Origin of the sequence: Treponema parvum (assembly GCF_017893965.1) — a bacterium.
GTDB lineage: Bacteria > Spirochaetota > Spirochaetia > Treponematales > Treponemataceae > Treponema_D > Treponema_D parvum.
In genome coordinates this window covers 229,146-256,137 of sequence record NZ_CP054142.1, presented here as the reverse complement: position 1 = coordinate 256,137, position 26,992 = coordinate 229,146, and the positions used below count along the sequence as shown (strand labels likewise).

Sequence of the window (26,992 nt, the reverse complement as noted above, 5' to 3'; positions counted from 1 at the left end):
CGCTGAACAAAACGGAGCAGAACACATTTTACGTTTTTATTATACAAGTTGAAGTTCGGTGTAAGTCAAGCCTCCGCGGTTATCAAAAGAATAAACGCCATTTTGCGGAAAGTCGTTGTGAACGGAAAAAGATCTACGGCACAGATTAATTATTATGCGCTGCCGAGCGGTTTACGTTTCTCTGTGTTTTTTCAGCGCTTTTTTTAAGCACTTTATCGCCCAATCGTAATGGCTAGACGTTGCGGAAACACAGTAGCTGCCGAGCGTCGTCGTGCCCGTCCAATCGAAGGCGCCCTTTGAAAAAAGTTTGTCATCTGAAAACGTTTCGATAAGCGACATGACGTCTTTATGCGTCTTTTTTAGCATTTGTTCCGCGTCGACATACGGCGTTCCCCGATGCTTTTTCCAAAACCCAACGTTCATTGCAGGATAGGTTTTCCAATTATAGGGCTCAGGCAAAAATGCGACGGATTTCCCGCTCGCATTCGACTTTATCCAATTGAGTAAAAGACAGTGCCATTCATAAAGATGAACCAACACATCGCGCACGTTTTTATCGCGCTCGTTCGGGAAAATGTCGGCGCACTTTTCTTCTTCGCTCATTCCGCCGATCAGTTCCCACAGCTTTGCAAATTGCGCGTTCGCCGCCAAAATTAAATCGGATTTGGTTTTAGGTCTGGGCATATTTTTCTCCTATAAAGCTATGTTTGCCGCAAAGCAAATTCGGCATAAAAAACGCCAGCGATATTTCAGACGGCGCTTTTTATCATTATTTATTATAATTACATACTTAGTTATAAATAATACAGATTAATACGTATACCATATTTCCTCACATAAAAATCTAACCCAAATGCATATCCTTGACAACAAGTATATACAATATATATACTTGTTGTCAAGGAGTATCGTGTGCAGACTATAGTTCATAAATGGGGTAACAGTTTAGGTTTCAGAATTCCTTCGCTTTGGGCTAAAGATAATGATATAAAAAACGGCAGTAAAGTTGAAGTGATTATAGAAAAAGGAAAGATCGTTATTCTTCCGCAGAAAAAATCTCTTGATTATATGCTGGCTCTGGTAAATGAAGAGAATATACATTCGGAAGTTTCTACCGGATATGCCGTTGGTAAAGAAGAATGGTAAATTCAAATTATGTTCCTGAAAAAGGAGATCTGGTCTGGCTTGATTTTGATCCTCAAACAGGACATGAGCAGAAAGGCCGCCGTCCTGCAATTTGTATTTCTCATAAAAGCTATAATCAAAAAATCGGACTTGCTTTATTCTGTCCGATTACGAGCCGTATAAAGGGGTATCCTTTTGAGATCGTGTTGAATCAACATTCTATAAACGGATGCATATTAAGCGATCAGATAAAAAACCTTGATTGGAAACAAAGAAGTTGCGATTTCATAGAAAAAGCAGCAGATGAAGAAATTGATTCCGTAGTTCAAAATATAAAATTGATGATTGAATGACAGGGGCGACGGCCGCTCGAAATATCAACAGATCCGTTCTACAGTGAAAGTAACATGACGCACTTACGCTGCGGCATTGAAGCTCTGAACGCCGGAAAAGGGGTAGAACATGAGCTTATCGAAGCAGAGAAACTTTGACGGTATAGGAAAACCTGAACTCCTAAAGGGCGACTTGAGCGGGTTTTGGAGCCGCCGTATTGATGAAGTGAACAGGCTTGTGTATCGAGCGAGCAAAAATACTTTAGAAATTCTTTCCTGCCGTGGACATTATGAGGATTAATTGAAATGCGATTACATCACACCATTTATTGTCGCCTCTGTTAAAAATCTACTTGACGCAAGGTTTTTTAAGCTTATATACTTAAATGATATCAGTTCAAATAATTAAAGTATCGCAAGCCGGAATACGAGCAGATCGTATTCCCTACAAATTTATCTTCCACAGATTCTACGGAATTATAAAACACTAAAACAAGAGGTAAAGAATGAGCGTAGCTATTACTATCAAAGACGCGGTAAAAAAATACGGGGACGCCGTTATAATAAAAAATCTCGACTTGAAGATACGGCAAGGAGAGTTTTTTACACTGCTCGGCCCGTCCGGATGCGGCAAGACGACTCTTTTAAGAATGATCGCAGGTTTTAATTCCATCGAAGGCGGAGACTTTTATTTTAACGATAAAAGAATAAACGATATGGATCCGGGCAAAAGGAATATCGGAATGGTCTTTCAAAACTACGCGATTTTCCCTCACCTTACGGTGCGTAAAAACGTCGAATTCGGCCTTACGAATAAGCCCCAGTTTACAAAACAACAAATTCCGTCCCAAGCTGAAAAATTCATGAAACTCATGCAGATAGATCAACTTGCAGACAGAATGCCCGAACGGCTTTCAGGCGGTCAGCAGCAGAGAGTCGCTCTTGCGCGCGCCCTCTGCATAGAACCCGACGTGCTTTTGATGGACGAACCTCTTTCAAACTTGGACGCAAAGCTGCGCATAGAAATGCGGACGGTAATCAAAAACATCCAACACAGCGTGGGAATTACGACGGTCTACGTCACCCACGATCAAGAAGAAGCCATGGCCGTTTCCGACAGGATAGCCGTAATGAATAACGGAGTTATCCAGCACATAGGAAAACCCAAAGATCTTTATCAGCGGCCTGCAAATATCTTTGTTGCAACATTCATAGGACGATCAAATCTTCTAAACGGAAAGCTTGAAATCGAAAACGATAAAGCGTATTTTGTCACCAAGTGCGGATATAAGGCTGAAATGAAAAACATAGATCCAAAAGAAAAGCGCGAGCAAAATATCATTATTTCCGCACGGCCTGAAGAATTGCTTCTCACATCCGACAACAGCGCTTACGGGATAAAAGGAACCGTAGACGACTGCGTGTTCCTCGGCCTTAACACTCATTACTTTGTACATCTTTCCACAGGCGAAGAAGTCGTGATAATCCAAGAATCCACAATTGATTCAACCATTGAGCCAGGAACGGAAATAAAACTCTCCGTCAACACTCAAAAAGTAAATCTTTTTAACGAAGACGGCAGCAAAAACATTCTTCAAGGCGTTAATAACGATCTGGAAAACCAATAAGGAATTAAACAGCGCGCAATGTGCGCACGAAAACGGCAGGGCGGAAATCGAAATCTCCTCGCATGCCGCTTTGTAAGGACGGGAGTCATATGGCTAATACAAAAAATATCGGAACTGTTAAACACAAAAAAATGGAAATTTGGACGTTGCTGTCCATAGGCATCCTTTGCGTATTCGGTCTTTATCTTGTTTATCCTTTGTACGGACTTCTAAAAGAATCTATAAGAAATCCGCAAGGAGGATATACTTTTTCGTATTTTAAAAAATTCTTTAATACTCCTTACTATATGATTACAATCTGGCACAGTTTTCACAGCTCGATAGTGATCGCATTTGTCTCGCTGTTGATCGGTATTCCGCTTTCGTATTTTTACTCCTTTTACAAACTTAAAGGCGCAAAAGTTCTCTTTGTAACAAGCATTCTTTGCTGTATGTCGGCTCCTTTCCTCGGAGCTTATGCCTGGGTAATGCTTTTGGGACGCGGCGGAGTCATAACGAGTTTTTTGAGGAATATAGGAATCGACATAGGTTCCATTTACGGATTTAAAGGAATAGTGCTTGCGCAGTCTTTAAAACTTTTTCCTCTAGTGTTTATTTACATGAACGGAGCTTTTAAGAGCATTGATAATTCTCTTATGGAAGCGTCCGCAAACATGGGCTGTACGGGATTTGCACGATTCAGAAAAATCGTAATAGCTCTTTCCATGCCTACGGTTCTTGCCGCCGCTCTTATCGTTTTTATGAGGGCTTTCGCGGACTTCGGAACCCCACAGATAATCGGCGAAGGCTACGAAACCATGCCCGTTCTGATATATGATCAGTATTTGGGTGAAAACGGACAGGATTACAACTTTGCAGCCGCGATGTCCGTAATTGCGATCGGAGTGACGGCTTTGGTATTCTTTGTTCAAAAATGGACTACAAATAAATTCAGATTTTCCATAAACGCTCTTCATTCGGTAGATAAAAAGGACCCTAGAGGTATCGCGGGATTTTTTATGTACCTTTACAGCTACGTAATCATTTTTCTTGCAGTCCTTCCTCAGGCGTTTATAATCTATCTTTCTTTTAGAAACAGCAAAGGTTCCGTTTTTCTTCCGGGATTTTCATTGGGAAATTACCAACAGGCGGTAAAAAAACTTTTAGTACGATCCATACAGAATACGGCAATTCTCGGCGTGGGCTCTTTAGCGATAATAATTTTGATCGCCATTATCATCGCATACCTTGTTGTAAGGCGCGGCAATTTTATCAATAATACGATCGACACCATTTCCATGATGCCTTATATTATGCCCGGCTCCGTAATAGGTATTGCCATGCTGCTCGCCTTCGGAAAAAAACCTTTTGCGCTTACGGGAACTCTTGCCATAATGATAATATCTTTGGTAGTAAGGAGGATGCCTTATACTATTCGTTCCACAACGGCAAACCTAATGCAGATTCCCATGTCCATAGAAGACGCCGCAATAAGTTTGGGCGCAAGCAAAATGAAGACATTTTTTAAAGTAACGGTACCCATGATGTCAAATGGAATTCTTGCGGGAGCTATCTTAAGCTGGGTTTCCATAGTAACGGAGGTAAGTTCCGCCATCATCTTATACAACAATAAAACGATTACGCTTACGATGTCTTCGTACGTGGCGATAGAACGGGGCAACTACGGATTGGCTTCGGCGTTTGCAGCCATACTTACGGTCATAACAGGTATTTCGCTGATGTTCTATCTTGCTATAAGCAAGTCGGAAGACGTAAACCTCTGACGAAAAGCGAGTTAAAAGGAACTACTGATTAAATGCGCTCCTCGCTTTAATCAGCACTTCTCTAACATATTGGTTTAAATTAATTTTCATCACAGGAGGTTTATACGATGAAAAAATTATTAACTGTCATATTGACATTATTCTTTGCGGGTGCGCTTGTTTTCGCCGCGGGTGACAAAGATACTTCTTCACAGAAGGATTCTTCAGGGCTTGGGACAAAGCTCGTTCTTTACTCTTCAATGACGGAATTCGATCTTGAAGCTCTTCTTTCATGTTTTAATGAAAAGTATCCCAACATCAATGTCGAAGTTGTGAGCGGAGCCGCAGGTGAATTTGTTGCAAGGATCAAGGCCGAAGCCAATAATCCCCAGGGAGACGTTACTTGGGGCGGGCTGTGCGATTCCGACGGAGACAGATATTCGGATCTTTTCGAGCACTGGGTTTCCGATGAAACAAAATATGCGATGGAAGGTTATTCTACCCCGAACGGATTTTATTCTATGGATCACCTTTCAACCGTGTGTTTTTGCGTTAACACCGAATTGGAAGCAAAACTCGGTATGAAGATCACTTCTTATGCGGACCTTCTTGACCCGAGACTCAAAGGAAAGATAGTCCTTTCCAACCCGAACAGCTCTTCCGCCGCATGGAATAACTTATGCAATATTTTTTCCGTATTCGGCTATGACACTCCGGAAGCATGGAATTATATGGAAAAACTTATGGCCAACTTAATCGTCGTAAAATCATCGTCCGTATGCTTCAATTCCGTACATGACGGAGAATACGTCGTCGGTCTTACATACGAAGACGGCGCCGTAAAACTTTTGCAAAACGGAGCTAAAAACATCCGCGTTCAGTACCCCGACGAAGGAACTTCCGCCGCCGCATACGGTGTTGCGGTCATTAAAAACGCGCCTCACATGGCGGCTGCCAAAGCCTTTGCGGATTTTATCTGCTCGGCGGAAGGACAAACCGCAGTTGCAAAATACATGGAAGGTACCTTACGCCTTACAAACCGCAACTACAAGATTCCTTCAGGCGCATGGCTTAAGGCTTCTTCCGATATAAAATGGGTAAACCGCCCCGTAAAAAAAGTAACCGACGGCAAAACCGCGATGCTCGACAAATGGAACACCCTTTGGGCTAGAATAAGCAAATAAACCAAAGACCCGGACGCCTCCGGGTCTTTTTTATAGCGCATGCGCTCGACATTTAAAGATGTAAGTCCCGCCGCTTGAATGCATAGCTTTGCCGCTTAAATATGTAAGTTTTGACGCTTCAGTTTCTGTCGCCGATTGATTCCCGAATAACCGGCGCTTTTATCATCTCCAAGAAGAAAAATAACCGCTCGCAGGATCCGTGACGATCGATATGAATTTATCCAAAAGCCCCGTTTCATAAAGGAGGTCGCATACCGTGTATCTGTTCCTCATCATCTGCGCTACGCGCATTCCGTAAATGTGATCTTCTTTGGAAAGCCCGATCATCACAGGCTCGGTAGGGCAATCCACTTCCGAAAACATTTTTTTCAGTTTATCAAACGGGATGATCTGGTCTTTTATTTTTTCTTTTATGAGATCCCATTTTTCAATTATCTCCTGCTGGCGCTTTTTAAGACTTTCGCCTTCAAGAAATTTCTTTGAACAAATTTCAATCTGCCTGTCCTGCACCGAAGGAACTTTTACCGCCTGCCTTATCGAAGCCTGCCTTTCTTCCCATGTCTGAGGGATATAGGATAAAACTTGCTTTTTTACGTCTTCCTTTGAAAGTTTAAGGATCTCTTCCATGCAGGCGGTGCTTGAAAGGGTTCCTATGGCAACTTTAAATCCGTGGGAAGCGGCTTTTCCGTCGACTTCGCAGCTGTCATTCATTTCCCAAACGTGGCTTTGCAAGTGATCGTATCCGCTTGCAGGTCTTGAATCAAAGTATTCCTGCATCGCAAATCCCGTATGAATAAGACCGTCAAACACCGCCCCTATCGCCGAAGGTTCTCTTGTCTTTAAAGCTTTCGGGGAGGAAAGTTTTTCCTTAAGCGAGGGCTGTACCATTTCCCATACTTTGCGGTCGATTTTTTCTATACCTAGAATGTCCGCAATAAACCAGTCGGCGCCGGCCGGCACCTTTGCCGCAAGATCGCCGTAACCCGATGCGATCATAGGCATGGGCGCGCAGGACAAAATGTCGGGATCCGCAATAACGAGCAGCGGAGCAGGACAAGAAAGCGTTACTTTAAGTCCCTTATCAGTAATCGAAGCCCCGTTGCTTGTAAAACCATCTACGGAAGGAGCCGTGGCAACGCACATGTATTGCCTTTCTCCCGCGACATAAGAAGCTCTTTTGCATAAATCATTTATGGTTCCCGCGCCGACGGCCACGGCAATATAATCATTGTCTTTTAAAAGAAGATCGCGGACAATGTCCACGTGTTTGTCGTCCGCATAAACTTCGGATCCGTCAAAAACATGCGCATCGCATCCGCCGAATTTTTTTACGACATAGTCGCCTGCGACTTTTTTCGTATTCGTATCTTCTATTACCAACGGTTTTTTACCGGGAAATGTTTCTGCAAAAGCCCTTGAGACTTCGTTAAGCGCTCCGCGCTGCAGCATCAGTTTTGAAATAATCATAACAACTCCTTACAAAACGGTATGCGAGGAAATTTCGATTTCCGAGCGTGCCGTTTTCGTGCGCTTTTTGCGCACAGTTAAATGAAACGAGTTTACCGCAGGGAAACTCGAAATTAAAAGCGTCGCGCGCATACAGCGACGGCTTTTAAACAACTCCTTACAAAACGGTATGCGAGGAAATTTCGATTTACAAAAAAGTTTTTATACGTGCGCATAAGCGCACAATTCAATAATCGAGTTTTCGAAGGAAAACTCGCTGTTTAAGTACCGTCACTGTTTTGAAGTTAGGCCGCCGTCCACAAAGAGAATCTGCCCCGTAATAAATTCGGCCGCGTCGCTGCAAAAAAACAAGGCGGCATAGGCCAAATCTTTTGTCGTACAGATTCTACCCAATGGAATCCTGTTTATCAAATTCTTATAAAAAACAGGATCGTCCAGTTGAAAAGAATTTATGGCCGTCCGCGTAAAAGTGGGCGCTATCGCGTTAACCGTTATTCCGTACTTTCCCCATTCGCAAGCCAACTGTTTTGTGTACATGTTCACGGCGCCCTTTGACGCACAATATGCGATGTAATCCTGATCCGTACCGATCAACGACTTTACCGACGACACGGAAAGGATTCTTCCGTACCGCCGCCTGATCATATGCTTTCCCACGGCGGAAGTTACCAAATGCAATCCTCTTAAATTTATTCCAAGAACATAGTCCCAAGTCTCGTCATCGTATTCTTCCGCCTTTTTAAGCTTATTTACGCCCGCCGCGTTTACCAAAATATCTATACGCCCGGTTTTCAAAGCAGCTTCTTCCACCATGTTCACGCAGCTTTTTGCATCAAGTAAATCGACCTTTACAAAAAAATACTTTTTATGCTTTCTTTTCGCGATCTCCGGTAAAGGATTTTCAGCTTTTTTTTCCTTTGTGCCGGCAAGGATAATATCGGCGCCGTTTTCCATAAGAGCTTGAGCAATGGGAAGTCCTATTCCGCCTCCGCCGACAATTAAAGCCGTCTTTCCTTCAAATGAAAAAACATTTTTAAAATCGTCCATTTCATCCTCCGGGACCCATTCATTATACCCGCAAAAAAAATTTTTGAATACGGGCACGCGCAAATAACTGGCCTGCACCGCCGCTTCGGCGGCAACAATACGGCAACGAAATGGTCGCCTTATAGCGACTGTTATGTTATAATGATTGAATAATATGAAATTTATCTGTTTCGGAGAAATACTTTTTGACATATTCAAAGATTCGGCGCGAATCGGAGGCGCCCCGTTAAATGTGGCTGCGCATTTTCAAAAACTCGGCGCAACGGGAACTATCGTCAGCGCGGTAGGAGATGACGAACTGGGGCGGTCGGCGTTGAACACGGTTAAAAAATTCGGAATAGGCTCCGAGCATATTCATATAAGCGAATTTCCTACCGGGAAGGCTGAAGTTTTTCTTGTTGACGGAATAGCCGACTACGCTTTTAACGAGCCGTGCGCTTGGGACGACATAAAAATTTCCGATGAGCTAAAAGGGCCGTTCGACGTTTTATGTTACGGAACTCTTGCACAACGCAGCGAACAAAACCGAAAAGCCCTTTGCCGAATATGGAACACTCTCGACGTCCCCGTAAGATTTTTCGACGTAAATATCCGTAAAAATTTTTACAGCAAGGAAATAATCGATCAAGGGCTTCGTCACGCCACAGTCCTTAAAATTAATGATGACGAAATTCACGTTATAGCAAACGCCGTAGACATCGGTAAAAAGAGTTTCGATGAAACGATAGAGGAGCTTTTTCGCCGATACCCGCTCGATATAATCTTAGTAACTCTCGGAAAAAAAGGTTCGGTTTGCTGTACAAAGGATGGAAAAATTTTCCGGCAGGACTGTAAAGACATAACCGTCGTAGATACGGTCGGCGCCGGAGACAGTTTGTCCGCCGGTTTTCTGTACATGATTCTTAAAGGCGCTTCTTTACAACAGGCGCTGGCCTTCGGATCAACCCTTGCGGATTATGTCTGCGCGCATCAGGGCGCAATTCCCGAATACGACGAAGAGCTTTTAAATAAATTTAAAGAATTCGGTATTTAACCCCGAAAAAAGCCTTGCAAAATATCAAAATAACAATAGAATAGCGAAAAAGAAAAATCATCTAAATGCGGTGATTTTATCTTTAAAAATTTACGTCGTAAATTAAACTTCATGTTTGCATGCCGGCCTGCGGGAGAAAAAAAATGGAAGCAAAAAAAATAGGTACAAATGTTAAAAACACCCTTACGGATTTTAAAAAATTCATCAGCAAAGGAAACATCATCGATTTATCTTTAGGCGTCGTGATAGGTACCGCCTTCGGAAAAATCACTACATCTTTAGTAAACGACGTCATTATGCCCATCATCGGTATAATTATCGGAGGAATAAATTTTCAAGACCTGGTATTTAAATACGGCGACGCCGTTATCGGTTACGGCAAATTCATTCAAAGCATTATTGACTTTTTAATCATAGCCGCCTGTGTGTTTGTCTTCACTAAGATATTCAGCAAATTTAAAGCAAAAGAAGAAGCAAAGCCCGCATCTCCGGCTCCGAATATCGTATTGCTCGAGTCTATAAGAGACGAACTGATAAAATTGAACGAAAAAAAGTAAATAGCAGAATTTAAGCGGCACGCCGTGCGCCGCCTAAGTTCGGTCAATAAGGCTTAAATCTTGCAGTACGGTCTTTATGCGAGGGGTTATTCCTTTATGGGTAACCCCAAACGGATATATTGATCGGCCGGAGCGCATGCCCATTTCATCAACCTTACAAGTTTTTTTTGCATTTCAGCTTCAAGTTTATCGTCTTTTAAAGGGAAATTTTGTTCCCAATCGTTTTCATAGTCGAACAAAAGCGACTCCCTGATAAACTTTGTCGATTTAAAATGTCCTATGGGAAAATAGGCCGGTATTTTATAAACGGGAAAATCCGTGTATTCAAGGAAACGCCCCATTTCTATTTCGTCTCGTTTCGTCTGTCCCATAAATTTCAGCAGCGTCATCGGCATCGAGCAATAATTATATAAGGGTCTGTTGTCTTCTCGCACGGACGCCTTAAAATATGTATGTTTCCCGTCAAAAACATTCACGGCTCCGCCGAACCAACCGTATATTATTTCCTTTCTTGTTTTTGCCTTTTCAAGACCGAGCAGAGACGTGCCAAGCATGGTCTTGGGAGCCGGTACGTTAAAATAATCAAGCAGCGTCGCCGGAATATCTATCGTCTGCGAAAGGTTGCTTATGCGGCTCTTTGCGCCTTCGCCCTTAGGCTTTTTCATCATAAAAGGTATGTTGGAAAGCTGGTTATAACCGTGCATAAAATTCTTGCCGGTAAAGCCGTGTTCGCCCAGCAGGTGTCCGTGATCCGTCGTTAATATTATGAGGGTTTCGTCATAAAGACCCAAATCCTTCAGTTTTGTTATCAATTTGCCGAACCAGTGATCCGCCATCGTAATGCAGGCGGAATAACGCTTTTTAAGATGCTCTATTGCTTCGGGCGGTTCGGTCACCTCATCATATGAAGAGCAATTAAAGCGAGGGCCGGAATACGTGTCGTCATAAGCGTCAAGATATTTTTGAGGAGTTTCAAACGGTTCATGAGGATCAAATACTTCTACCTGCAAAAAATAATCGTCTTCATCTTTATTTTTTTCAAGCCAGTCGCAAGCAGCCATAAAAGTCCGCGGAGTCGGATAGTCCGTCTCTTTTACAAAGGCGGTACGGTTCCTTTCGTATTGTGTAAAAACCTTCCCGTAATGTTCACCGACGGTAGGCGCCGAAACGGTAGATATCCACGGGTCGTACTCCTGCCCTCTTATATAATCCCATGTGCTGTATTCTTGAAGATAGTTTTCACCGCCGCGATCCATATAATGACAGTGGTCGGTTACAATATGGCAAAATATCCCGTTTTTCTTTAAAAGATCCGGTATCGTTATATCATATGCTTCTACCGGTCCCCAGCACCTTTCCAAAAAGTCGGGTCTCCCCGTCAAAAGATCGTGTCTTGCCGGCATACAAGGCGCCGAGCTGATAAAGTGCCGGTCAAAAACACAGGCCTCCTTTGAAAAAGCACTTATATTGGGACTTAAAACTTGACTTTTATCGTTATAGCATGTCAAATAATTTCTGTTCAGACTGTCCATCAAGACCAATATCGCTTTCACACTTTTCTCCTTTTTCTATACCTTATTCGCCTTGATCGATATCCGCTTTGGCGGCATTCAGGACATCGTTCCTCTCTTTTGCTCTTTTGTTATATCTTGCATTAAGGATTGGGATAATTACTGCAAGAATTAAAAACACCGTCCCCGCTCTAAAAACATTGTTTACCAAAATCGAACTTAAAGATCCGAAGGCCATGACAGATCTGCGGAAATTCAATTCAATTATCGAACCCAATATAAAGCCCAGAATCAGAGGTCCTAAAGGATATTTGTTTTTTTCCAAAACATAACCCAGAATACCGAAAAAAAGCATCCCCCAGCAGTCAAACGAACGGTTATTCACACTGCTTACGCCGACAACGCAAAATACGATTATAAGCGGATAAAGAAAATACTTTGGAATTGCCAGTATCTTAACAAATCCCTTTATGGCAAAAGACTCTATAACCAGCATAAGAACATTCGCAACAAATATTCCTATAATGATATTTCTGATAAGCTCCGGATTGGCGCCGAACAAAAGAGGTCCGACTTCGACACCGTGTAAGGTAAGCCCGCCCATGATGATCGCAGTGACGGCATTTCCCGGTATGCCGAGAGCAAGCATGGGAATAAGAGCTCCGCCTGAAACGGCATTGTTCGACGACTCGGACGCAGCAAGCCCTTCCATACTGCCCTTGCCGAATTTTTCAGGTTCTTTGGAAGTTCTTTTTGCCTGCGAATATGAAATTAGAGCCGCTTCAGGGCCGCTCAAACCCGGAAGTATGCCGATTATCGTTCCGATCGCACTTGACCTTAAAAAAGTCCTTGCAAGATATTTCATTTCTTTAAGCTTAGGAAAAAAGCCGCCCTTTTTAGAAAATTCTATTGCTTTACGGTTTTTTTGAGAAATATTTCCTACTTGTGAGAGCATCTCAGAAATTGCGAAGACGCCGATTATCACGGTAATGACATTAAAACCGTTGTCCAGATCATGATTTCCGAAAGTGAATCTGGCTCTGCCGTCTATGGGGCTGGTGCCGAAAAATGAAAACAAAATGCCCAACAAGGTAGCGATAAGACCTTTTATAGGATTTCCGTCTATCAGCATACTTACAAGGCTCAATGAAAATACGGTGATCCCGAAATAATCGAAGGGGCTGAAAGCGATGGTTATCTTTGCAAGCAGCGGCGACAAAAACAGCAACATGACGGAACTGAATATTCCGCCTATAAACGACGAGATTATCGCCAGACCCAGCGCGATTCCCGCTCTGCCCGACTGCGCCATGGGATAACCGTCAAAGGTAGTCATAATGGAAGAAGGCGTTCCCGGTATTCTTAAAAGTATTGCGGATATCAGCCCGCCTGAAACGCCGCCTACATAAACGGCAATAAGCACATTGATCGCCAGCGTAGGATCCATGCCGAATGTGAGGGGAATAAGCAGCGCCACGGCGACGCTTGAAGTAAGCCCCGGAATCGCTCCGAATATTATCCCATAGAAAACCGCAAAGGACATACATACTATATTGATAATAAAATTCACAACCGTCTCCTTATTCTAAAACAAGAGGCCTTTCGGCAGGATAACATGCATCAGACCGACAAATATAAAACGAACGAAAAAGGCGGCCGCTACGGAAAAAAGAACCCTGAAAATTATACCCTTTTTTGTTCCAATGGCCGCATTGGTTTTATAATACAAAAAATTAGTGGTAAAACACAAAAACAGTATTGTTGAGACCGTAAATCCCAGTATCTGCAAGAGCGCCAGATACAATACCAAACTCAACAGAATTACGCCTCTTTCTTTTAAAAACAAACTTGCAAATTCGAATTTTGTCTTATCCTTTTTTAAAATTTTCCAAACCGCATAACACAAGACGGCAATCAAAAGCAAAATAATAATATACTTCGGGAAAAGCCCCGGACCGCCTGAAGTATCAAAGGATGCAACTCCGTATGACATCGATTCTTTTAAAAACAAGATTGAAAAAACGGCAATTATGCCGAGAAAAATATATTCCATCGTTTTGCTACCTCTTGTGCACACCCGTTTTAGTTGCGACGGCAACCGCCGCGCCAATATATGATGCGTTGACAGCTGCCGTATGTGCGCAAATTTACCGAACGGTGCAGTCGAAATCTGTCCTTGCTTAATTTTTCCGATTTTGACTGCACATCAATTACGGCATAAAAAACAGTTTTTCAGTAAATATTATTTTATAAACGCCGCATTTTTTCTGACATCGGCTTCGTAATTTTCAAGGAAAGATTTATAATCCGCCGTATTTTTATATGATACCTTAGTGTAGATCTTTTTCATTTCCTCTTTAAATGCCGCATCTTCACAAATCTTTTTGACTGCGGAATTCATGGAATCAATTACGGCCTGCGGAGTTCCTTTCGGCGCCCATACGCCTATAACCTCTTCCAAAAGAGTATTAAATCCGGATTCCTTTAAAATTTGAACATCGGGAAGGAATGCGCTTCTTTCAGGCCCCCAAACGCCTATCGCTTTAAATTCGTTTGAATTGATATACGGGATGGTCTTTGCAGTTGAATCGAAATAAGCGTCAACTCGGCCGCTCATAAGTTCGGGGGCTTTTACGGAAACGCCGCCTATATCGATTATGCTGAATTTCACGCCCAATTCCTGCTGCATCGCAAGAACACCCATAAACAAAGATGTCCCCATAGGCGCTCCGAATTTTACTTTGCCGGGGTTGGCTTTCGCATCGGCAATAAGTTCCGAAAACGAATTATACGGGGAATCTTTTTTTACTACTAAAACTTGTTCCGATGAGGCAAAGGCCGCAACAACTTCAAAATCTCTAAATGTAAAATCCAAATTCTGCAAAACTCTTTGAACCGCAAAACCCGGAACCGCAATAAGAAAATTGTAACCGTCCGCTTTGGAATTCAAAACCTGCCTTGCGCCGACGGAACCTCCGGATCCTGTCACGCTGTTCAACACAACATCGACGGAGTATTCCTTGTCAAGAAAACGCACAAAGGACTGAGCTATCGTTCCCGTAGATCCGCCAAGCGGAAACGGGACAATAAACTGAATCGCATTTACAGGATAATCGGCTTCAGCACGTCCCTTATTTTCACTTACTCCCGACGCAAACACTAAAGCCGAACAAAGCAAAACACAAAACGCCAAACATAGATTTTTTTTCATATCGTTCTCCTTGTAAAGCGGCATGCGAGGAAATTTTGATTTCCGAATATGCCGCTTTTGCGCGCACTTTACGCACAGCTATAAAATCCGAGTTTTCAAAAGAAAACTCAAAGTCTAAGTACCGCCGCGGACGGCGGCAAAATACACACAAGCGATATTTTGGCTTTGCCAAAATTTACCATAAACCAATGTACAGGAGGTACGTCGGTTTATAATTGCGCTTATTCAGCAGCGTCTTTTAAACACTCCTTGATTATTTAGACCATAATAGAACCTTATAACACAAATTCAAATAAAACAACTATTTTTTTATTTTTTTTGTTCTTTCGATCATAAAACAAACATAAAACCTCGTATAAAGCTGTTTTTTCCAAAAATACGGTTACATAGCTGTTTTCCGGTGATTTTTTACGGATTTTATCGGAAATTTTCATTTTAAGAATTGACAATTTACAAAATGAGGGTATAAAATGAACTATGCTTTGCAAACGTTTGCAAAGATCTATTCCGGCTATCATTGGCCGAATTTTTTTTAGGAGAAGAAAAATGAAAAAAATCCTTGCAATCTTATTTGCCCTTACGGCTGCGACGGCAACCTTTGCCGCCGGCGCTAAAGAACAAGGCGCGTCCTCAGGAACCGTCACAATCGGTATTCTTCAAGACACGACAGGCGCAACTGCGACGCTCGGTAAATCCGTTCAAAAAGGAGTTGAGGATGCCATTGCGGACATTAACGCTTCAGGCGGTATTGCCGGTAAAAAGGTAAAGTATATCGAATACGATACGGCGGCAAACGTGGACACGGCTATCGCAGCCTATATCAGAGCGGTAACCGTCGATCAGGTAGACTTTCTTTTCGGTCCGCCCATCGCAAATATTGTATCCGGAATTAAAGCAACCACGGCTTCTTACGGCGTTCCTATGATCACCTTTGCCGTTGATCCTAAATGTTATACGGATAACAATGGTAAAATCTACGAGTATCTTTTCTGTGCGCAGCCTTCAACCGTCGTCCAAGGGCAAATCATGGCTGAATTTGCCATTCAAAACGGCTTAAAAAAATTCGGCGTTTTTTATACTCAGGACAACTCGTATTCCGTGTCTTTGCTTAACCCGTTTGTGGACACCGCAAAGTCGAAAGGCGCTACGCTTGAAAATAAAAACATCATCGGGTATAACTCTTCCGAAACCGATATAAAAACACTCATCCAACCTATCATTAAAGCGGGCGTCGACGCCATCTATTGTCCCAATTACACGGCTCCGCTCGTTCTTATAAAAAAGGCTTGCGACGAACTCGGTTATAAGGGAGCTATCATTTCAGGGTTGGACGGCGCTCCCGCATTCAATAAACAAGTAGGCTCGGATTGTTCCAACGTTTACTATATAAACAATATTGACGTATACGAAGCTGCAACCGCAAAAGCCATTGCGGATAGATGTTCCGACGTCGGAGCCCCGAATAAGTACTTCCTCGGATACGATTCCATGCGTATGGCTGCAAAAGTGATGGCACAGGTGGGAACAAAGGGAGCCGATGTCGCTAAGGCGCTTTCTACGGCTCAGTACGAGGGGCTTACCGGCACAATAAAGATGGATCCTGCAACACACATGCCCGTACTCGGAACTCCCATGTTCATGTATAAATACGACGGAATAAAACCCGTAATGCTTCAAAAATATCCTGCGTCAAAATAAAATCCGCGTTTTGCAATTTTGCAGACAAGGATAGTAAAACCGGCCGGGAAATAACGTTACACCGATCCCCGGTTGGAAAAAGAAAGGCGAAGTCTAACCGGCATTGACCGGCGCGGCAATCGGTTGGACTTCCGCCATAAATAGTTTTTTGAGGAAAATATTATGTCGTTTCAGGTCATGACCAACGGTATTTCAACCGGAACAGTGTACGCTTTAATTGCCATAGGATTTGCGCTGGTATTCAACATACTTAAGTTTTCAAATTTCTCTTACGGCGCTACTATGACTGCTTCGGCTTTTATCGCCTACTTTCTTGTAGCATCCAAGGGAGTAGGCCTTGTTCCTTCTCTTATATGTTCCGCCTTGGCCGGCGCCGTTATCAGCGTCATAGGCGAATTCATAGGTTTTAGAACTCTTTTAAAAAATCACTCGCCGTCAACGTATTTTTTTGTGTCATCAATCACACTCGGCACCTTATATGAAGGCATTGTAACTCTTAAAACTGGAACAAATTTTTATGTGTACCCGAATTTTTTCAAAGAAGCTTCCATAAACATATTAAACGCCGTAGTTTCCAAGGAAAACATTTTAATGCTGGTAATAAGCGCGGGCGCACTCGTAGCGCTTGCCCTTGTAATTCAAAAGACCCGCATAGGAAGAGCTATTCGCGCCGTATCTTTTGACCGCAACACTTCGGAACTTATGGGTATAAATGCAACCCTCATCATTCAAATTGTCTTTGTTATTTCCGGTATATTCGGCGGGCTGGCAGGCTGCTTTCTCGGAATTAAATATACGCTTACTTCAACTCTTGGCTCCCTTGTCGTAAAAGGTTTTATCGCCTCCGTCATCGGCGGACTTGGAAGTCTTACGGGAGCCGTAATAGGTGCAATGCTTTTAGGAATAATGGAAGCCGTGTTTCTCAGCACGATCGGTTCCGGTTGGGCGACCATCGCATCCTTTGCCGTAATGCTTGTCTTTTTGCTCATAAGGCCTCAAGGCATTGCCGGCAGCAATATTCAGGAAAAAGCGTAAGGGGGAATTATGCGATTGTTTCTTTATGTTCTTACACAGGTATGTATCACGCTTGTATCCGTCTGCGGAATCAATATACTCACCGGACTTACAGGCATGTTTTCCCTAGGGTCGGCGGCATTTATGGCCATAGGCGCATATGTTTCGGGGCTTTTAGTCCTGAGGCTCGGCATCAGCATGTACTTTGCGTTTGTCATTGCCATAGCCTTTTCCGTGTGCGTAGGCTTTATAATAGGCTATCCCGTGGTAAGACTGAGAAGAGATTATATTTCCCTCGTCACCCTAGGCTTCGGCGAATCGATAGCTCAGCTCATACTGCAGCTTAGTCAGTATACCGGCGGGGCGTTCGGGCTCATAGGAGTCCCCAGGAAGGTGAACGTGTGGTTTACCCTTGCAGCTGCAATAGCCGCAATCAGCGTTACGGCATGGTTTAAAAACAGTAAGTACGGCAGGCAATGCATTGCAATAAAGAGCGATGAACTTGCGGCAAAGGCTATGGGTATAAACGCACCCAAAGTGAAAATGATCGCCTTTCTTTTATCATGCGCCATGACCGCTTTTGCAGGCTGCTTGTATGCTTTTTATGTAGGATATGTAGGGCCAACAGACTTCGGATGGAAAAAATCAGCGGACTGGGTGATCATGGTATTCTTCGGCGGAGTCAACAGCCTTACAGGATCGATTTTCGGAGGAGCCTTTTTAACATTTTTGCCGCAATACATGCAAAGTCTGAACAAATACAGGTATATTGTTTACGCCATCCTTGTGCTGCTCATACTGAATTTTAAACCCAATGGGATTTTCGGAGAATGGGAACTCAGTCGCAAGAATCTAAAAAGACTCTTCGCAAAATCCGCAAAAAATAAGGAAAGAAATTAAATGGCATTACTTGAAATAAAACACATAAGTAAGAATTTCGGCGGAGTTAAGGCCATCATAGATTTTTCCCTAAAAGCCGATCCCGGCCAGATTCACGGCATTATCGGTCCTAACGGCGCAGGAAAAACAACCGTCTTCAATACCATTTCAGGCGTGTATCAAGCCGACGGCGGACAGGTAATCCTTGACGGGCAGGATATAACAAAACTTCCTCAATACAAAATAACAAGACTTGGGATAGGCAGAACCTTTCAAAACATAAGAATTTTTAAAGGTCTGACTATTGAAGAAAACGTTTTGTGCGCCTTTGATCCTCAAAGCAAGTATTCCATCATCGGAGGACTTCTTCCTACTCCCGCCAGATTCAAAGAAGAAAAAAGAGGCCGTCAGCTTGCTCAAAAATACCTTGAAGTAGTCGGAATGGCGGACAAAAAAAATGAAAAACCTGAAAACCTTTCTTACGGCAGCCAAAGAAAGATCGAAATTGCCAGAGCTCTCATGTGCGAGCCAAAGGTTCTTCTTCTTGACGAACCGGCGGCCGGTCTTACTCCGACCGAAGTCGGTGAACTTACCGCGCTCATAAAAAAGATTTCTCTTGATTTTGGATTCGCAATATTACTCATAGAACACAGGCTGGATCTTGTCATGTCGATATCCGATCTTATACACGTGCAAAACTTCGGACAGACCATCGCCGTTGGAACCGCCGATGAAGTCAGGCACGATCCGGCGGTGATTGAAGCATACTTGGGGGCGGAAGAATGAATGATCACGTAATGCTGAACGTAGAAGGACTTTTTGTAAACTACGGCCACGTAGAAGCTTTAAAAGACGTAAGCATAAAAGTAAAAAAGGGTCAGATCTGTTCTATTATCGGAGCAAACGGAGCCGGAAAGTCTACGCTGTTAAAATCCATAAGCGGCCTTGTAAAGCCGTTGCGCGGTTCCGTTTATTTTGAAAATGAAAAGCTCCCCAAAAGAGCTTACAAAATCGTGAGCAAGGGTATTATACACGTTCCTGAAGGTCGAAAGACATTTTCCGGGCTAACGATAGAAGACAATCTTCTTATAGGCGCATATCTTTCGGACAAAAAGATCATAAAAGAAGACTTACAAAAGCAATATGAGCTTTTTCCCATCTTAAAAGAACGCAAACACCAGTTTGCGGGAACCCTTTCCGGCGGAGAGCAGCAAATGCTTGCCGTATGCAGAGGTTTGATGTCGCATCCGAAAATCCTTCTTCTGGATGAGCCTTCAATGGGTCTTGCACCCATAATAGTAAATCAAATTTACGACTTGATCGTAAAGATACGGGATTCGGGAATAACCGTTCTGTTAGTCGAACAAAACGCAAAAAAAGCTCTTTCTATCTGCGACTATGCCTACGTGCTTGAAAACGGAAAAATAAAACTTTCGGGCATGGGTAAAGAACTTTTAAACTCCGACGAAGTCAGAAAAGCGTATCTCGGAGGATAAAGTGCAGCGTTCGTTTATGCGCCGCAGATCGTCATACAATGCGGCGGCCGAAACCGATGAGGTGTAAAGATGGAAATAAAGAATTTTGAAGACATCCCCTTTATGGAATTTCCTACGGGAAGAAGGACGCATGTAATGATCGGCCAAAACGGTGCAATAAAGGGACAAAAATTTTGTCAAGGCTTTGTTGAAATCTTTCCGGGAGGATCAATTCCCGAACACAATCATAAAACAGTTGAATCGTATACGATTCTCGAAGGCGAAGGCGAAATTACAGTCGACGGAGTAACGCTGCCAATCAAAAAGGGGCAATACGTCTTTATGGAAGCATGGCAAAAACACAGCCTTGTCAATACCGGAAAAGAAAAAATGATTATGATGTTCGTTTATGCGCCGCAGATAGTCGTGGATCACTGGGATAAAGAAATAAGATCCTGATCAAACAAGGATAAAAAGTATGGAACATGAAAAATTTCATTATAAATCCCTCGAAGAGATAAAAGCAAAATGTAAGGAACTCGGCATCGATCTTCCTTTTGCGAATAACACGAAAATCTTAGGCGAACCTCTCAAAGTCAAAAACATAACGCTGCATAACAGACTGGGCATAGCGCCGATGGAAGGCGCCGATTCCACTCCCGACGGGAGGCCTACCGATTATACTGAACGACGATACACAAACGAAGCCGTCGGAGGCGTCGCCGTCATATGGTACGAAGCGATCTCAATTGTAGAAGAAGGACGCTCTTCAAAAACACAGCTTCTTCTTACGGAAAAAACGCTTGACGATTTTAAAAAGATGAATGAAAAAGTAAAGGAGGCTGGGCTTAAAGCAAACGGATTTTACCCGTATCTTGTAATGCAGGCCAATCATTCAGGACGTTATTCAAATCCCAACAATAAACCTTCTCCTCTCATCGCACAACGCAACGCTTGGCTTGAGTCCTTTAGAGCGGCGAACGACGATTGTATAGTTTCCGACGATTATCTTAAACAGCTTGAAGAAAAATTCGGAAAATCCGCGCTGTTGGCAAAAAAAGCGGGCTTTGACGCAGTGGACATTAAATCCTGCCACGGATACCTTTTTCAGGAAGTAATTGCAGCGTATGACCGTCCCGGAGAATACGGAGGTTCTTACGAAAACCGCTCAAGGCTCCTTAAAAATTCAATCAAAGCGGCAAAGGTGTATGAAGACGATACTTTTATGATCACGTCCAGGATAGGGATTTATGACGGATATCCCTCAGGATCAAGAGGATTCGGACAAAGAGCCGACGGATCTATGGATCTGACGGAGCCCAAACGGCTTATAAAGGAACTTCACAAAGACCTCGGCCTAAACCTCGTAAACATAACTATGGGCAATCCCTATGCGACAACCCATGTTACGCGCCCTTTCGACGCCGGTAAATATCTTCCGGACGAGCATCCGTTTGAAGGCCTTTACCGCATTCTCCTTGCCACACATGAAATAAAAAAAACCGTCCCCGATATGGCCGTCTTAGGTTCGGCTCCCACTTATCTCAGAGAATATTCCGATCTTTACGCAGCGGGAGCGGTAGAACAAGGAATTTGCGACGGATTTCTTTTCGGCAGAATGGCATTTGCGGATCCCGATTTTGCAAATGAAATCGTAAAAAAAGGAAGAATTGATCCCAAAAGAGTCTGTCTTACATGCGGCAAGTGCGGAGACCTCATCCGATCCCACAAGCCCACAGGCTGCGTCATAAGGGATAGCAAGACATATATGCCCTTCTACAAAGAATTTATCGAAGAAAAAAAATCACTCCCTACCAATTTCAGGGGATAAAGGAGTTTTATGAAAAAAACGGCAGTAATAACCGGAGCAAGCCGCGGAATCGGCTTCGGCATTGCAAGAAAGCTCGGCAAAGACGGCTTTAATATTGTTATCGTTGCAACCGGTTCTAAAGAAAAAAATCAGGAAAACATGGATACTCTCACGGCGGATAAAACAAAATGGGCATATGTCAGGGCTAACATAGCCGACCGTGACGACCGGCTTAGGATAGTAAGAGAGGCCGTCGACGCCTTCGGCAGAATAGACGTTCTTGTAAACAATGCAGGCGTAGCGCCTCTTGTAAGATCCGATCTGCTTGAAATGACGGAAGAAAGTTTTGACAGAGTTATCGGCATAAACACAAAAGGCACTATGTTCCTCACGCAGGCCGTCGCAAAGCAAATGTTAAAGCAGAAAATTCTTGGAAAAAAAAGAGGAACTATCATAAACATATCTTCGTGTTCTGCAGAAGTTTCTTCAATATCGCGCGGAGAATACTGCGTCTCTAAGGCCGGAGTGAGCATGCTCACTACATTATACGCAGACAGACTTGCAAAAGAGGGTATCCTGGTTCATGAAATACGGCCGGGAGTGATAGCTACGGATATGACTTTAGCAGTTACCGAAAAATATGACAAACTCATAGCGGACGGTCTTTTCCCTATCGCGCGATGGGGCAGCCCGGAAGATATCGCCGCGGCAGTTTCGGCATTTGCCGACGACCATTTTCTTTACACAACCGGAAACTACGTGGATGTCGACGGAGGCTTTCACATAAAGAGGCTTTAAATGAAAGCATGCGGAACAATTTCAAACCTTAAAGCGTATCGCGTCGAAACTGTAATATTGGGAAGCGGGGCTGCAGGATTTAATGCGGCAGACCTTTTACATAAAGGCGGCGCAAAAGACATAGTTTTGGTAACGGAAAGCATAAGGGCGGGAACAAGCAGGAATACGGGATCTGACAAGCAAACATATTACAAGCTGTCCCTTGCAGGATCCGACCCGGACAGTATAAGAGCTCTCGCCGACGATCTTTTTAAAGGAAGATGCGTCGACGGCGATATCGCTCTTTGCGAAGCATCTCTATCCGCTCCTTCCTTTCTTCGCCTTGCGGACATGGGCGTTCCGTTTCCGCAAAACAGATACGGCGAATACATCGGTTACAAGACCGATCACGACCCGTTTAGACGAGCGACTTCCGCAGGACCGTACACTTCAAAGTTTATGACCGAATGTCTTGAAAAAGCCGTTCTTGCCGACGGTATTGAAATAGCCGACGGCCTTCAGTGCGTAAGGATTCTCGTAAAAGACAATCAAGTCAAAGGCATAGTCGTCTTAAGCCGAAAGACAGCCGAACTTTCCGTAATATTTTGCCGTTCCCTTGTGCTTGCCACGGGAGGGCCCGCAGGAATTTATTCTATGAGCGTATATCCCGAAAGCCAATTCGGCGCCACGGGAATAGCTTTTGAAGCGGGTTGCAGGGGAAAAAATCTTACGGAATGGCAATACGGACTCGCATCTGTAAAACCCAGATGGAACGTTTCAGGTTCCTATATGCAAGTCTTACCGAGGTTCGTATCGGTAGATAAAAACGATAAAGAATATGACTTTTTATCCGACTATCCGTATTCAAGACCCGAAATGCTTTCAAGGGTCTTTTTAAAAGGTTATCAATGGCCTTTTGACATAAGAAAACTTGAAAAAGGATCTTCGATCATAGATATGCTTTGCCACCTCGAAATTGAAAAGGGCAGAAAGGTATACCTGGATTACACTCACAATCCCGACGGCAAAGAAATTCCGTGGAAAGAACTTTCCGAAGAAGCGAGAAGCTACCTTGAATCTTCCGGAGCGACGGAGGATACTCCCATTAAGCGGCTCAGAAAGCTAAACGAACCGGCCTACAATTTTTATCTTGATAAGGGCGTAGACCTTGAAAAAGAATATCTTGAAATTTCTTTATCGGCGCAGCACAATAACGGGGGCCTTTCGATTGACGCCTGGTGGCAGTCTAATGTCGAAGGAATATTTCCTGTAGGCGAATGCGCAGCCAGTCACGGCGTCTACAGGCCCGGCGGAAGCGCATTAAATGCCGGCCAGTGCGGTTCAAGACGAGCGGCTGCATGGATATTGGCAAAAAGAACCGGCAATTGGGAATGCGACACAAAAGGTCTTGACGATCAAATTCGCGGCGTTTCCGTCTTGCTTTCGGACGCCTTGAGCGGTTCATCCGACGCCCGGGAAGCTTACGAAAACGCCAAGCAAAGAATGAGCCTTTCAGGTTCGGCGATAAGGAGCGCCGATGCAATCCGCGAAGCGCTAAAATTTGTCTGCCTTTCCCTTGAAAATTTCAAGACATTTAAAGTCGACCGAAAGTCTCAAATATGGATATTATTCGAATTCAGGAACGCTCTTTTAACGCAAAAAGTATACCTTGCTTCAATGCTTGACTATATTGAAAACGGCGGTAAAAGCAGGGGGGCGTCTCTTTATACCGATCCCCGCGGCCAAATTCATCCTGTAAACCTTGACGACAGATTTATTTACAATCTCGAAGATGAAAGGGAACCTTCCGTAATACAAGAGGCAGGTCTCGTTTTAGGAACCGACGATAAAGCAATCAAGGTCGTATTTTCAAGGCGGCCTCCCCGGCCAATACCTAAAAACGACGATTTTTTTGAAAACGTCTGGGCCCGCTACAGAAGCGACAAATGCGTGTTTTAGGGCTCCTGCCTGCGTACTGAACGTTTTACGTTATGTTCCTTACGGAAGTACCTTTATAAATTTTGGGGTTTAAAAGACAGGAATAGTCTTTTGCCTTATAGTTAGGATTTTTTATCATTTCGATAATGGTTGTACCGAGCAAACGGCCTATTTCAGTTCCGGGGTGCAGAGAACAAGTTATGCTTTCACTTTCATAATCGTTAGCCGAATAGTCGAAACACACGACCGAATAGTTTTCTGGAATTGAAAGTTTATGTTTTGCAAGAACTATTTTAATCGCTTTGTAGATCATTATATTGCAGCATACTATTGCGCTGCAGCGGGGTATGGATTTCAGAAAATTCCAAATTATCCTTTCAAAGCCTGTTCCTCTTTCAATATTGTCGGAAATCAAAAATTTTACATATTTATCGTCAAAAACCGCATTATATTTTAAAATGGCTTTTATATACCCTTGATATTTCATTATACCCTGGTAATTATCGTATAAAAATATGCCGCATATATATCTGTGTCCGTTGTCCACCAGTTCTTTTACAAGCAAGTCAGCGCATTCCATATCGTCTATAATTATCTTGGGATAATTAGTGCCGGAATAATAATTATTGTAGAATATGAACGGAATGTTTTTAGCGTATAGCGAAGCATAGACATCCAAGTTGGGGTTCACTATATTCGCTTTTACTCCGTCTATTATCATGCCGTCGAATCCCGTTTTACAAAACTCAAGGCAATTCCTCTCGTTTGCGATCTTGTTGTCGGTATAAAACAATCTTATGTCTGCGTTGTGGGTGTTTAGCATGGATTTTGCAGCCTTTATCAGTGCGGAATTGGCTTCCCGGTCATATCCTTGTATTATCAAAGAAATTAAATATCTATCCCCTTTTTTATTGTCTTCAAAGGATATGGCCTTAGCTCTGTCAAAATAAGTGCCTCCTCCTCTTATCGAATAGACAAGTCCCTTATCCGCCAACACCTTAATGGCCCGTCTGACGGTTTCACGGCAGACGGAAAATTTATGCGTTAAAAAAGTTTCACTCGGAAGCTTCGTATTCGAGGAAAATTTATTTTGGTCGATATAAATCCTTAAATATTCATAAACGACCAAATGTTTGATTCGCGTGTTCATGGAGCTGCGTTCAATCTCCGATATTTACTTCAAGTCCTTCAACGTCTTTGATCCAACCGATCAATTTTTTTCTAAGCTCGCTCTTAATATTAACATAATCTTTATTATGAGCAAGGTTGGTAAGCTCATAAGGATCGGACTTCAAATCGTACAAAAAATCATCCACATAGTAATCGCTTCCGCCCTTTTCGCCGCCGTTTAAATTAGGAGCGACGACGGAATATTTCCAATCCGGCGTCCTTATGCAGCGCCCGACGCGGCTCTCGCTTATCTGCAAAAATACTTCGTTTTTTCGTGCATGCCATCCCTTCGGTTCGCCGTCTTTTAATTTGTCCGTCTTTCCGGCAGCCAAATCCTGAAGCCGCTCTCCTTCCATATAATTGTCCACGTCAAGCCCGGCAAGCGTAACTACGGTTTTAGGAATGGAAACGGTGGAAACAAGTTCTTTTATCCTTTTCCCTTTGCACTTGAACGGTCCCCCGGAAATTACTAGCGGTATGTGAATCGCAGACTCATGGCAAGTCCTCTTATAATCGTCGTGACCATTTAAATTAGCGTCTTTATTGCGCGTTCTAAAATGGGATCCGTGATCGGAAGTGTAAATAATGACGGTATCGTCGTAAACGCCTATTTCCTTAAGCTTTGCAATAATTCGCCCGAAATTTTCATCCACGGAATTACAAGCGCCCAAGTAGTCCGGATATTCTTCCTGCCAATCCCCGCCCGAAATAGCTTTGAGATCTTCCGGCGGAATAAAGTTTTTATATTTTTCTTTGCTGCCGGCAGGGCCCTGATAGTGATTGGCGTTGTTTTGATGATGGGGTTCGATATGACTGACCGTTAAAAAAAACGGTTTGTGTTTATCTTTTTTATATTGCTCTAAAAATTCAAGGGCGTAATCGGTGATGCAGCTGCAGCGGTAACCTTTGAATTCGTGCTTTTGCATGTTTTCATCAAACACAAAACCGCCTTCCCCGTCCGAAGTAAATTCAAGAACGTCGCTTGCCCGCCAAAAGCCGGTATATCCACCCCTGAGTTCGGGAGGAATCGCTTTTGTCTGATAGTCTATTACGGGCTTGCTTTCAAGCGCTCCTTCGCTGGCAAGGTGCCACTTACCCACGTAAGCCGTTTCATATCCCGCTCCTTCCATATAGTTAGCGACGGTTTTAAAATTTATGGGAAGCATCTTGTTGTTTCTAAAGCATCCCGTAGAAGTAGCATAAAGCCCCGTTTGAAATATTGCCCTGCAAGGTCCGCAAACGGGCTGCGGCGTAAAGGCGTTTTCAAACAAAACACCCTCTTGCGCAAACCGGTCAAGATTCGGAGTTATATCAAGTTTTTGACCGTAACATCCGCAGGTATCGGCTCTCTGCTGATCCGAAAAATAAAATACTATGTTATATTTTTTATCCAT

Annotated in this window: 26 protein-coding genes and 2 pseudogenes; 18 read left to right on the top strand and 10 right to left on the bottom strand. The window is 43.3% G+C overall.

Annotated elements, in window-relative coordinates; translation table 11 throughout:
* Nucleotides 1-171: 171 nt before the first annotated feature.
* On the bottom strand, nt 172-684 hold the full coding sequence (locus HRQ91_RS01130; protein WP_210119894.1) for a ClbS/DfsB family four-helix bundle protein: 513 nt from the start codon (nt 682-684) through the stop codon (nt 172-174).
* 228 nt (nt 685-912) lie between these two features.
* Between HRQ91_RS01130 and HRQ91_RS01125 the strand changes: the two genes are divergently transcribed.
* The 7 genes and pseudogenes from HRQ91_RS01125 (at nt 913) to HRQ91_RS01100 (ending at nt 6,011) form a co-directional block, all read left to right on the top strand.
* Nucleotides 913-1,146 (top strand): AbrB/MazE/SpoVT family DNA-binding domain-containing protein, encoded by a 234-nt coding sequence (locus HRQ91_RS01125; protein WP_210119893.1) that lies wholly within the window; start codon nt 913-915, stop codon nt 1,144-1,146.
* Complete coding sequence (gene mazF, locus HRQ91_RS01120; protein ID WP_210119892.1) at nt 1,140-1,478, top strand: endoribonuclease MazF; 339 nt, start codon at nt 1,140-1,142, stop codon at nt 1,476-1,478. Before HRQ91_RS01125 ends, mazF begins: the two co-directional genes overlap by 7 nt.
* 12 nt (nt 1,479-1,490) lie before the next feature.
* Nucleotides 1,491-1,616, top strand: a pseudogene (locus tag HRQ91_RS11815) (type II toxin-antitoxin system RelB/DinJ family antitoxin); the annotation flags it as partial.
* A pseudogene (locus HRQ91_RS01115) lies at nt 1,612-1,758 on the top strand (Txe/YoeB family addiction module toxin); the annotation flags it as partial. The pseudogenes HRQ91_RS11815 and HRQ91_RS01115, both read left to right, overlap by 5 nt.
* Nucleotides 1,759-1,963: 205 nt before the next feature.
* Nucleotides 1,964-3,085, top strand: a complete 1,122-nt coding sequence (locus HRQ91_RS01110) for an ABC transporter ATP-binding protein (protein ID WP_210119891.1) — start codon at nt 1,964-1,966, stop codon at nt 3,083-3,085.
* Nucleotides 3,086-3,174: 89 nt separating this feature from the next.
* A complete protein-coding gene (locus HRQ91_RS01105; RefSeq protein WP_210119890.1) occupies nt 3,175-4,848 on the top strand; it encodes an ABC transporter permease in 1,674 nt (557 codons plus the stop codon).
* A 107-nt stretch (nt 4,849-4,955) separates the two neighbouring features.
* Nucleotides 4,956-6,011: an extracellular solute-binding protein gene (locus HRQ91_RS01100; RefSeq protein WP_210119889.1), complete on the top strand. Its 1,056-nt coding sequence runs from the start codon at nt 4,956-4,958 to the stop codon at nt 6,009-6,011.
* 162 nt (nt 6,012-6,173) lie between these two features.
* Here HRQ91_RS01100 and HRQ91_RS01095 read toward each other — a convergent pair whose 3' ends face one another.
* Nucleotides 6,174-7,478 (bottom strand): sn-glycerol-1-phosphate dehydrogenase, encoded by a 1,305-nt coding sequence (locus HRQ91_RS01095; protein ID WP_210119888.1) that lies wholly within the window; start codon nt 7,476-7,478, stop codon nt 6,174-6,176.
* Between the two features lie 270 nt (nt 7,479-7,748).
* Nucleotides 7,749-8,525, bottom strand: coding sequence for an SDR family NAD(P)-dependent oxidoreductase (locus tag HRQ91_RS01090; RefSeq protein ID WP_210119887.1), 777 nt, complete (start codon nt 8,523-8,525; stop codon nt 7,749-7,751).
* 154 nt (nt 8,526-8,679) lie between these two features.
* On the opposite strand from HRQ91_RS01090, the gene HRQ91_RS01085 reads away from it, so the two are divergent.
* Together HRQ91_RS01085 and mscL are read left to right on the top strand one after the other, a co-directional pair.
* Nucleotides 8,680-9,558 carry a PfkB family carbohydrate kinase gene (locus HRQ91_RS01085; protein ID WP_210119886.1) on the top strand — a complete coding sequence of 293 codons (879 nt, stop codon included), beginning with the start codon at nt 8,680-8,682 and terminating at the stop codon, nt 9,556-9,558.
* A gap of 143 nt (nt 9,559-9,701) precedes the next feature.
* The gene (mscL, locus tag HRQ91_RS01080; RefSeq protein ID WP_210119885.1) at nt 9,702-10,115 is read left to right on the top strand and encodes a large conductance mechanosensitive channel protein MscL; all 414 of its coding nucleotides are present in this window, start codon (nt 9,702-9,704) and stop codon (nt 10,113-10,115) included.
* Between the two features lie 86 nt (nt 10,116-10,201).
* On the opposite strand, the gene HRQ91_RS01075 is transcribed toward mscL, so the two are convergent.
* From HRQ91_RS01075 to HRQ91_RS01055, 5 genes are all read right to left on the bottom strand, one after another.
* Complete coding sequence (locus HRQ91_RS01075) at nt 10,202-11,668, bottom strand: sulfatase (RefSeq protein WP_210119884.1); 1,467 nt, start codon at nt 11,666-11,668, stop codon at nt 10,202-10,204.
* Between the two features lie 22 nt (nt 11,669-11,690).
* Nucleotides 11,691-13,196, bottom strand: coding sequence for a tripartite tricarboxylate transporter permease (locus HRQ91_RS01070; protein WP_210119883.1), 1,506 nt, complete (start codon nt 13,194-13,196; stop codon nt 11,691-11,693).
* Nucleotides 13,197-13,211: 15 nt separating this feature from the next.
* Nucleotides 13,212-13,679, bottom strand: a complete 468-nt coding sequence (locus HRQ91_RS01065) for a tripartite tricarboxylate transporter TctB family protein (protein WP_210119882.1) — start codon at nt 13,677-13,679, stop codon at nt 13,212-13,214.
* A 189-nt stretch (nt 13,680-13,868) separates the two neighbouring features.
* Complete coding sequence (locus tag HRQ91_RS01060; protein WP_210119881.1) at nt 13,869-14,837, bottom strand: tripartite tricarboxylate transporter substrate binding protein; 969 nt, start codon at nt 14,835-14,837, stop codon at nt 13,869-13,871.
* Nucleotides 14,838-15,112: 275 nt separating this feature from the next.
* Complete coding sequence (locus HRQ91_RS01055; protein ID WP_210119880.1) at nt 15,113-15,271, bottom strand: hypothetical protein; 159 nt, start codon at nt 15,269-15,271, stop codon at nt 15,113-15,115.
* A 112-nt stretch (nt 15,272-15,383) separates the two neighbouring features.
* Here HRQ91_RS01055 and HRQ91_RS01050 point away from each other — a divergent pair, with 112 nt between their 5' ends.
* The 9 genes from HRQ91_RS01050 to HRQ91_RS01010 all read left to right on the top strand — a co-directional run bounded on the left by HRQ91_RS01050 (nt 15,384) and on the right by HRQ91_RS01010 (nt 24,449).
* Nucleotides 15,384-16,535 (top strand): ABC transporter substrate-binding protein, encoded by a 1,152-nt coding sequence (locus tag HRQ91_RS01050; RefSeq protein WP_210119879.1) that lies wholly within the window; start codon nt 15,384-15,386, stop codon nt 16,533-16,535.
* A 162-nt stretch (nt 16,536-16,697) separates the two neighbouring features.
* Nucleotides 16,698-17,570, top strand: coding sequence for a branched-chain amino acid ABC transporter permease (locus HRQ91_RS01045; protein ID WP_210119878.1), 873 nt, complete (start codon nt 16,698-16,700; stop codon nt 17,568-17,570).
* Nucleotides 17,571-17,579: 9 nt separating this feature from the next.
* On the top strand, nt 17,580-18,449 hold the full coding sequence (locus HRQ91_RS01040) for a branched-chain amino acid ABC transporter permease (protein ID WP_210119877.1): 870 nt from the start codon (nt 17,580-17,582) through the stop codon (nt 18,447-18,449).
* Complete coding sequence (locus tag HRQ91_RS01035; RefSeq protein WP_210119876.1) at nt 18,450-19,214, top strand: ABC transporter ATP-binding protein; 765 nt, start codon at nt 18,450-18,452, stop codon at nt 19,212-19,214.
* Nucleotides 19,211-19,924, top strand: a complete 714-nt coding sequence (locus tag HRQ91_RS01030) for an ABC transporter ATP-binding protein (protein ID WP_246473250.1) — start codon at nt 19,211-19,213, stop codon at nt 19,922-19,924. The genes HRQ91_RS01035 and HRQ91_RS01030 overlap by 4 nt, the downstream gene beginning before the upstream one ends.
* A gap of 69 nt (nt 19,925-19,993) precedes the next feature.
* Nucleotides 19,994-20,362, top strand: coding sequence for a cupin domain-containing protein (locus tag HRQ91_RS01025; RefSeq protein ID WP_210119875.1), 369 nt, complete (start codon nt 19,994-19,996; stop codon nt 20,360-20,362).
* 19 nt (nt 20,363-20,381) lie between these two features.
* Nucleotides 20,382-21,734: an oxidoreductase gene (locus tag HRQ91_RS01020; RefSeq protein ID WP_210119874.1), complete on the top strand. Its 1,353-nt coding sequence runs from the start codon at nt 20,382-20,384 to the stop codon at nt 21,732-21,734.
* 9 nt (nt 21,735-21,743) lie between these two features.
* Nucleotides 21,744-22,511 carry a 3-ketoacyl-ACP reductase gene (locus HRQ91_RS01015; protein ID WP_210119873.1) on the top strand — a complete coding sequence of 256 codons (768 nt, stop codon included), beginning with the start codon at nt 21,744-21,746 and terminating at the stop codon, nt 22,509-22,511.
* Nucleotides 22,512-24,449 carry an FAD-dependent oxidoreductase gene (locus HRQ91_RS01010; RefSeq protein WP_210119872.1) on the top strand — a complete coding sequence of 646 codons (1,938 nt, stop codon included), beginning with the start codon at nt 22,512-22,514 and terminating at the stop codon, nt 24,447-24,449.
* Between the two features lie 25 nt (nt 24,450-24,474).
* Here HRQ91_RS01010 and HRQ91_RS01005 read toward each other — a convergent pair whose 3' ends face one another.
* Together HRQ91_RS01005 and HRQ91_RS01000 are read right to left on the bottom strand one after the other, a co-directional pair.
* Nucleotides 24,475-25,578, bottom strand: a complete 1,104-nt coding sequence (locus tag HRQ91_RS01005; RefSeq protein WP_210119871.1) for a GntR family transcriptional regulator — start codon at nt 25,576-25,578, stop codon at nt 24,475-24,477.
* 10 nt (nt 25,579-25,588) lie between these two features.
* A complete protein-coding gene (locus HRQ91_RS01000) occupies nt 25,589-26,992 on the bottom strand; it encodes a sulfatase family protein (RefSeq protein ID WP_210119870.1) in 1,404 nt (467 codons plus the stop codon).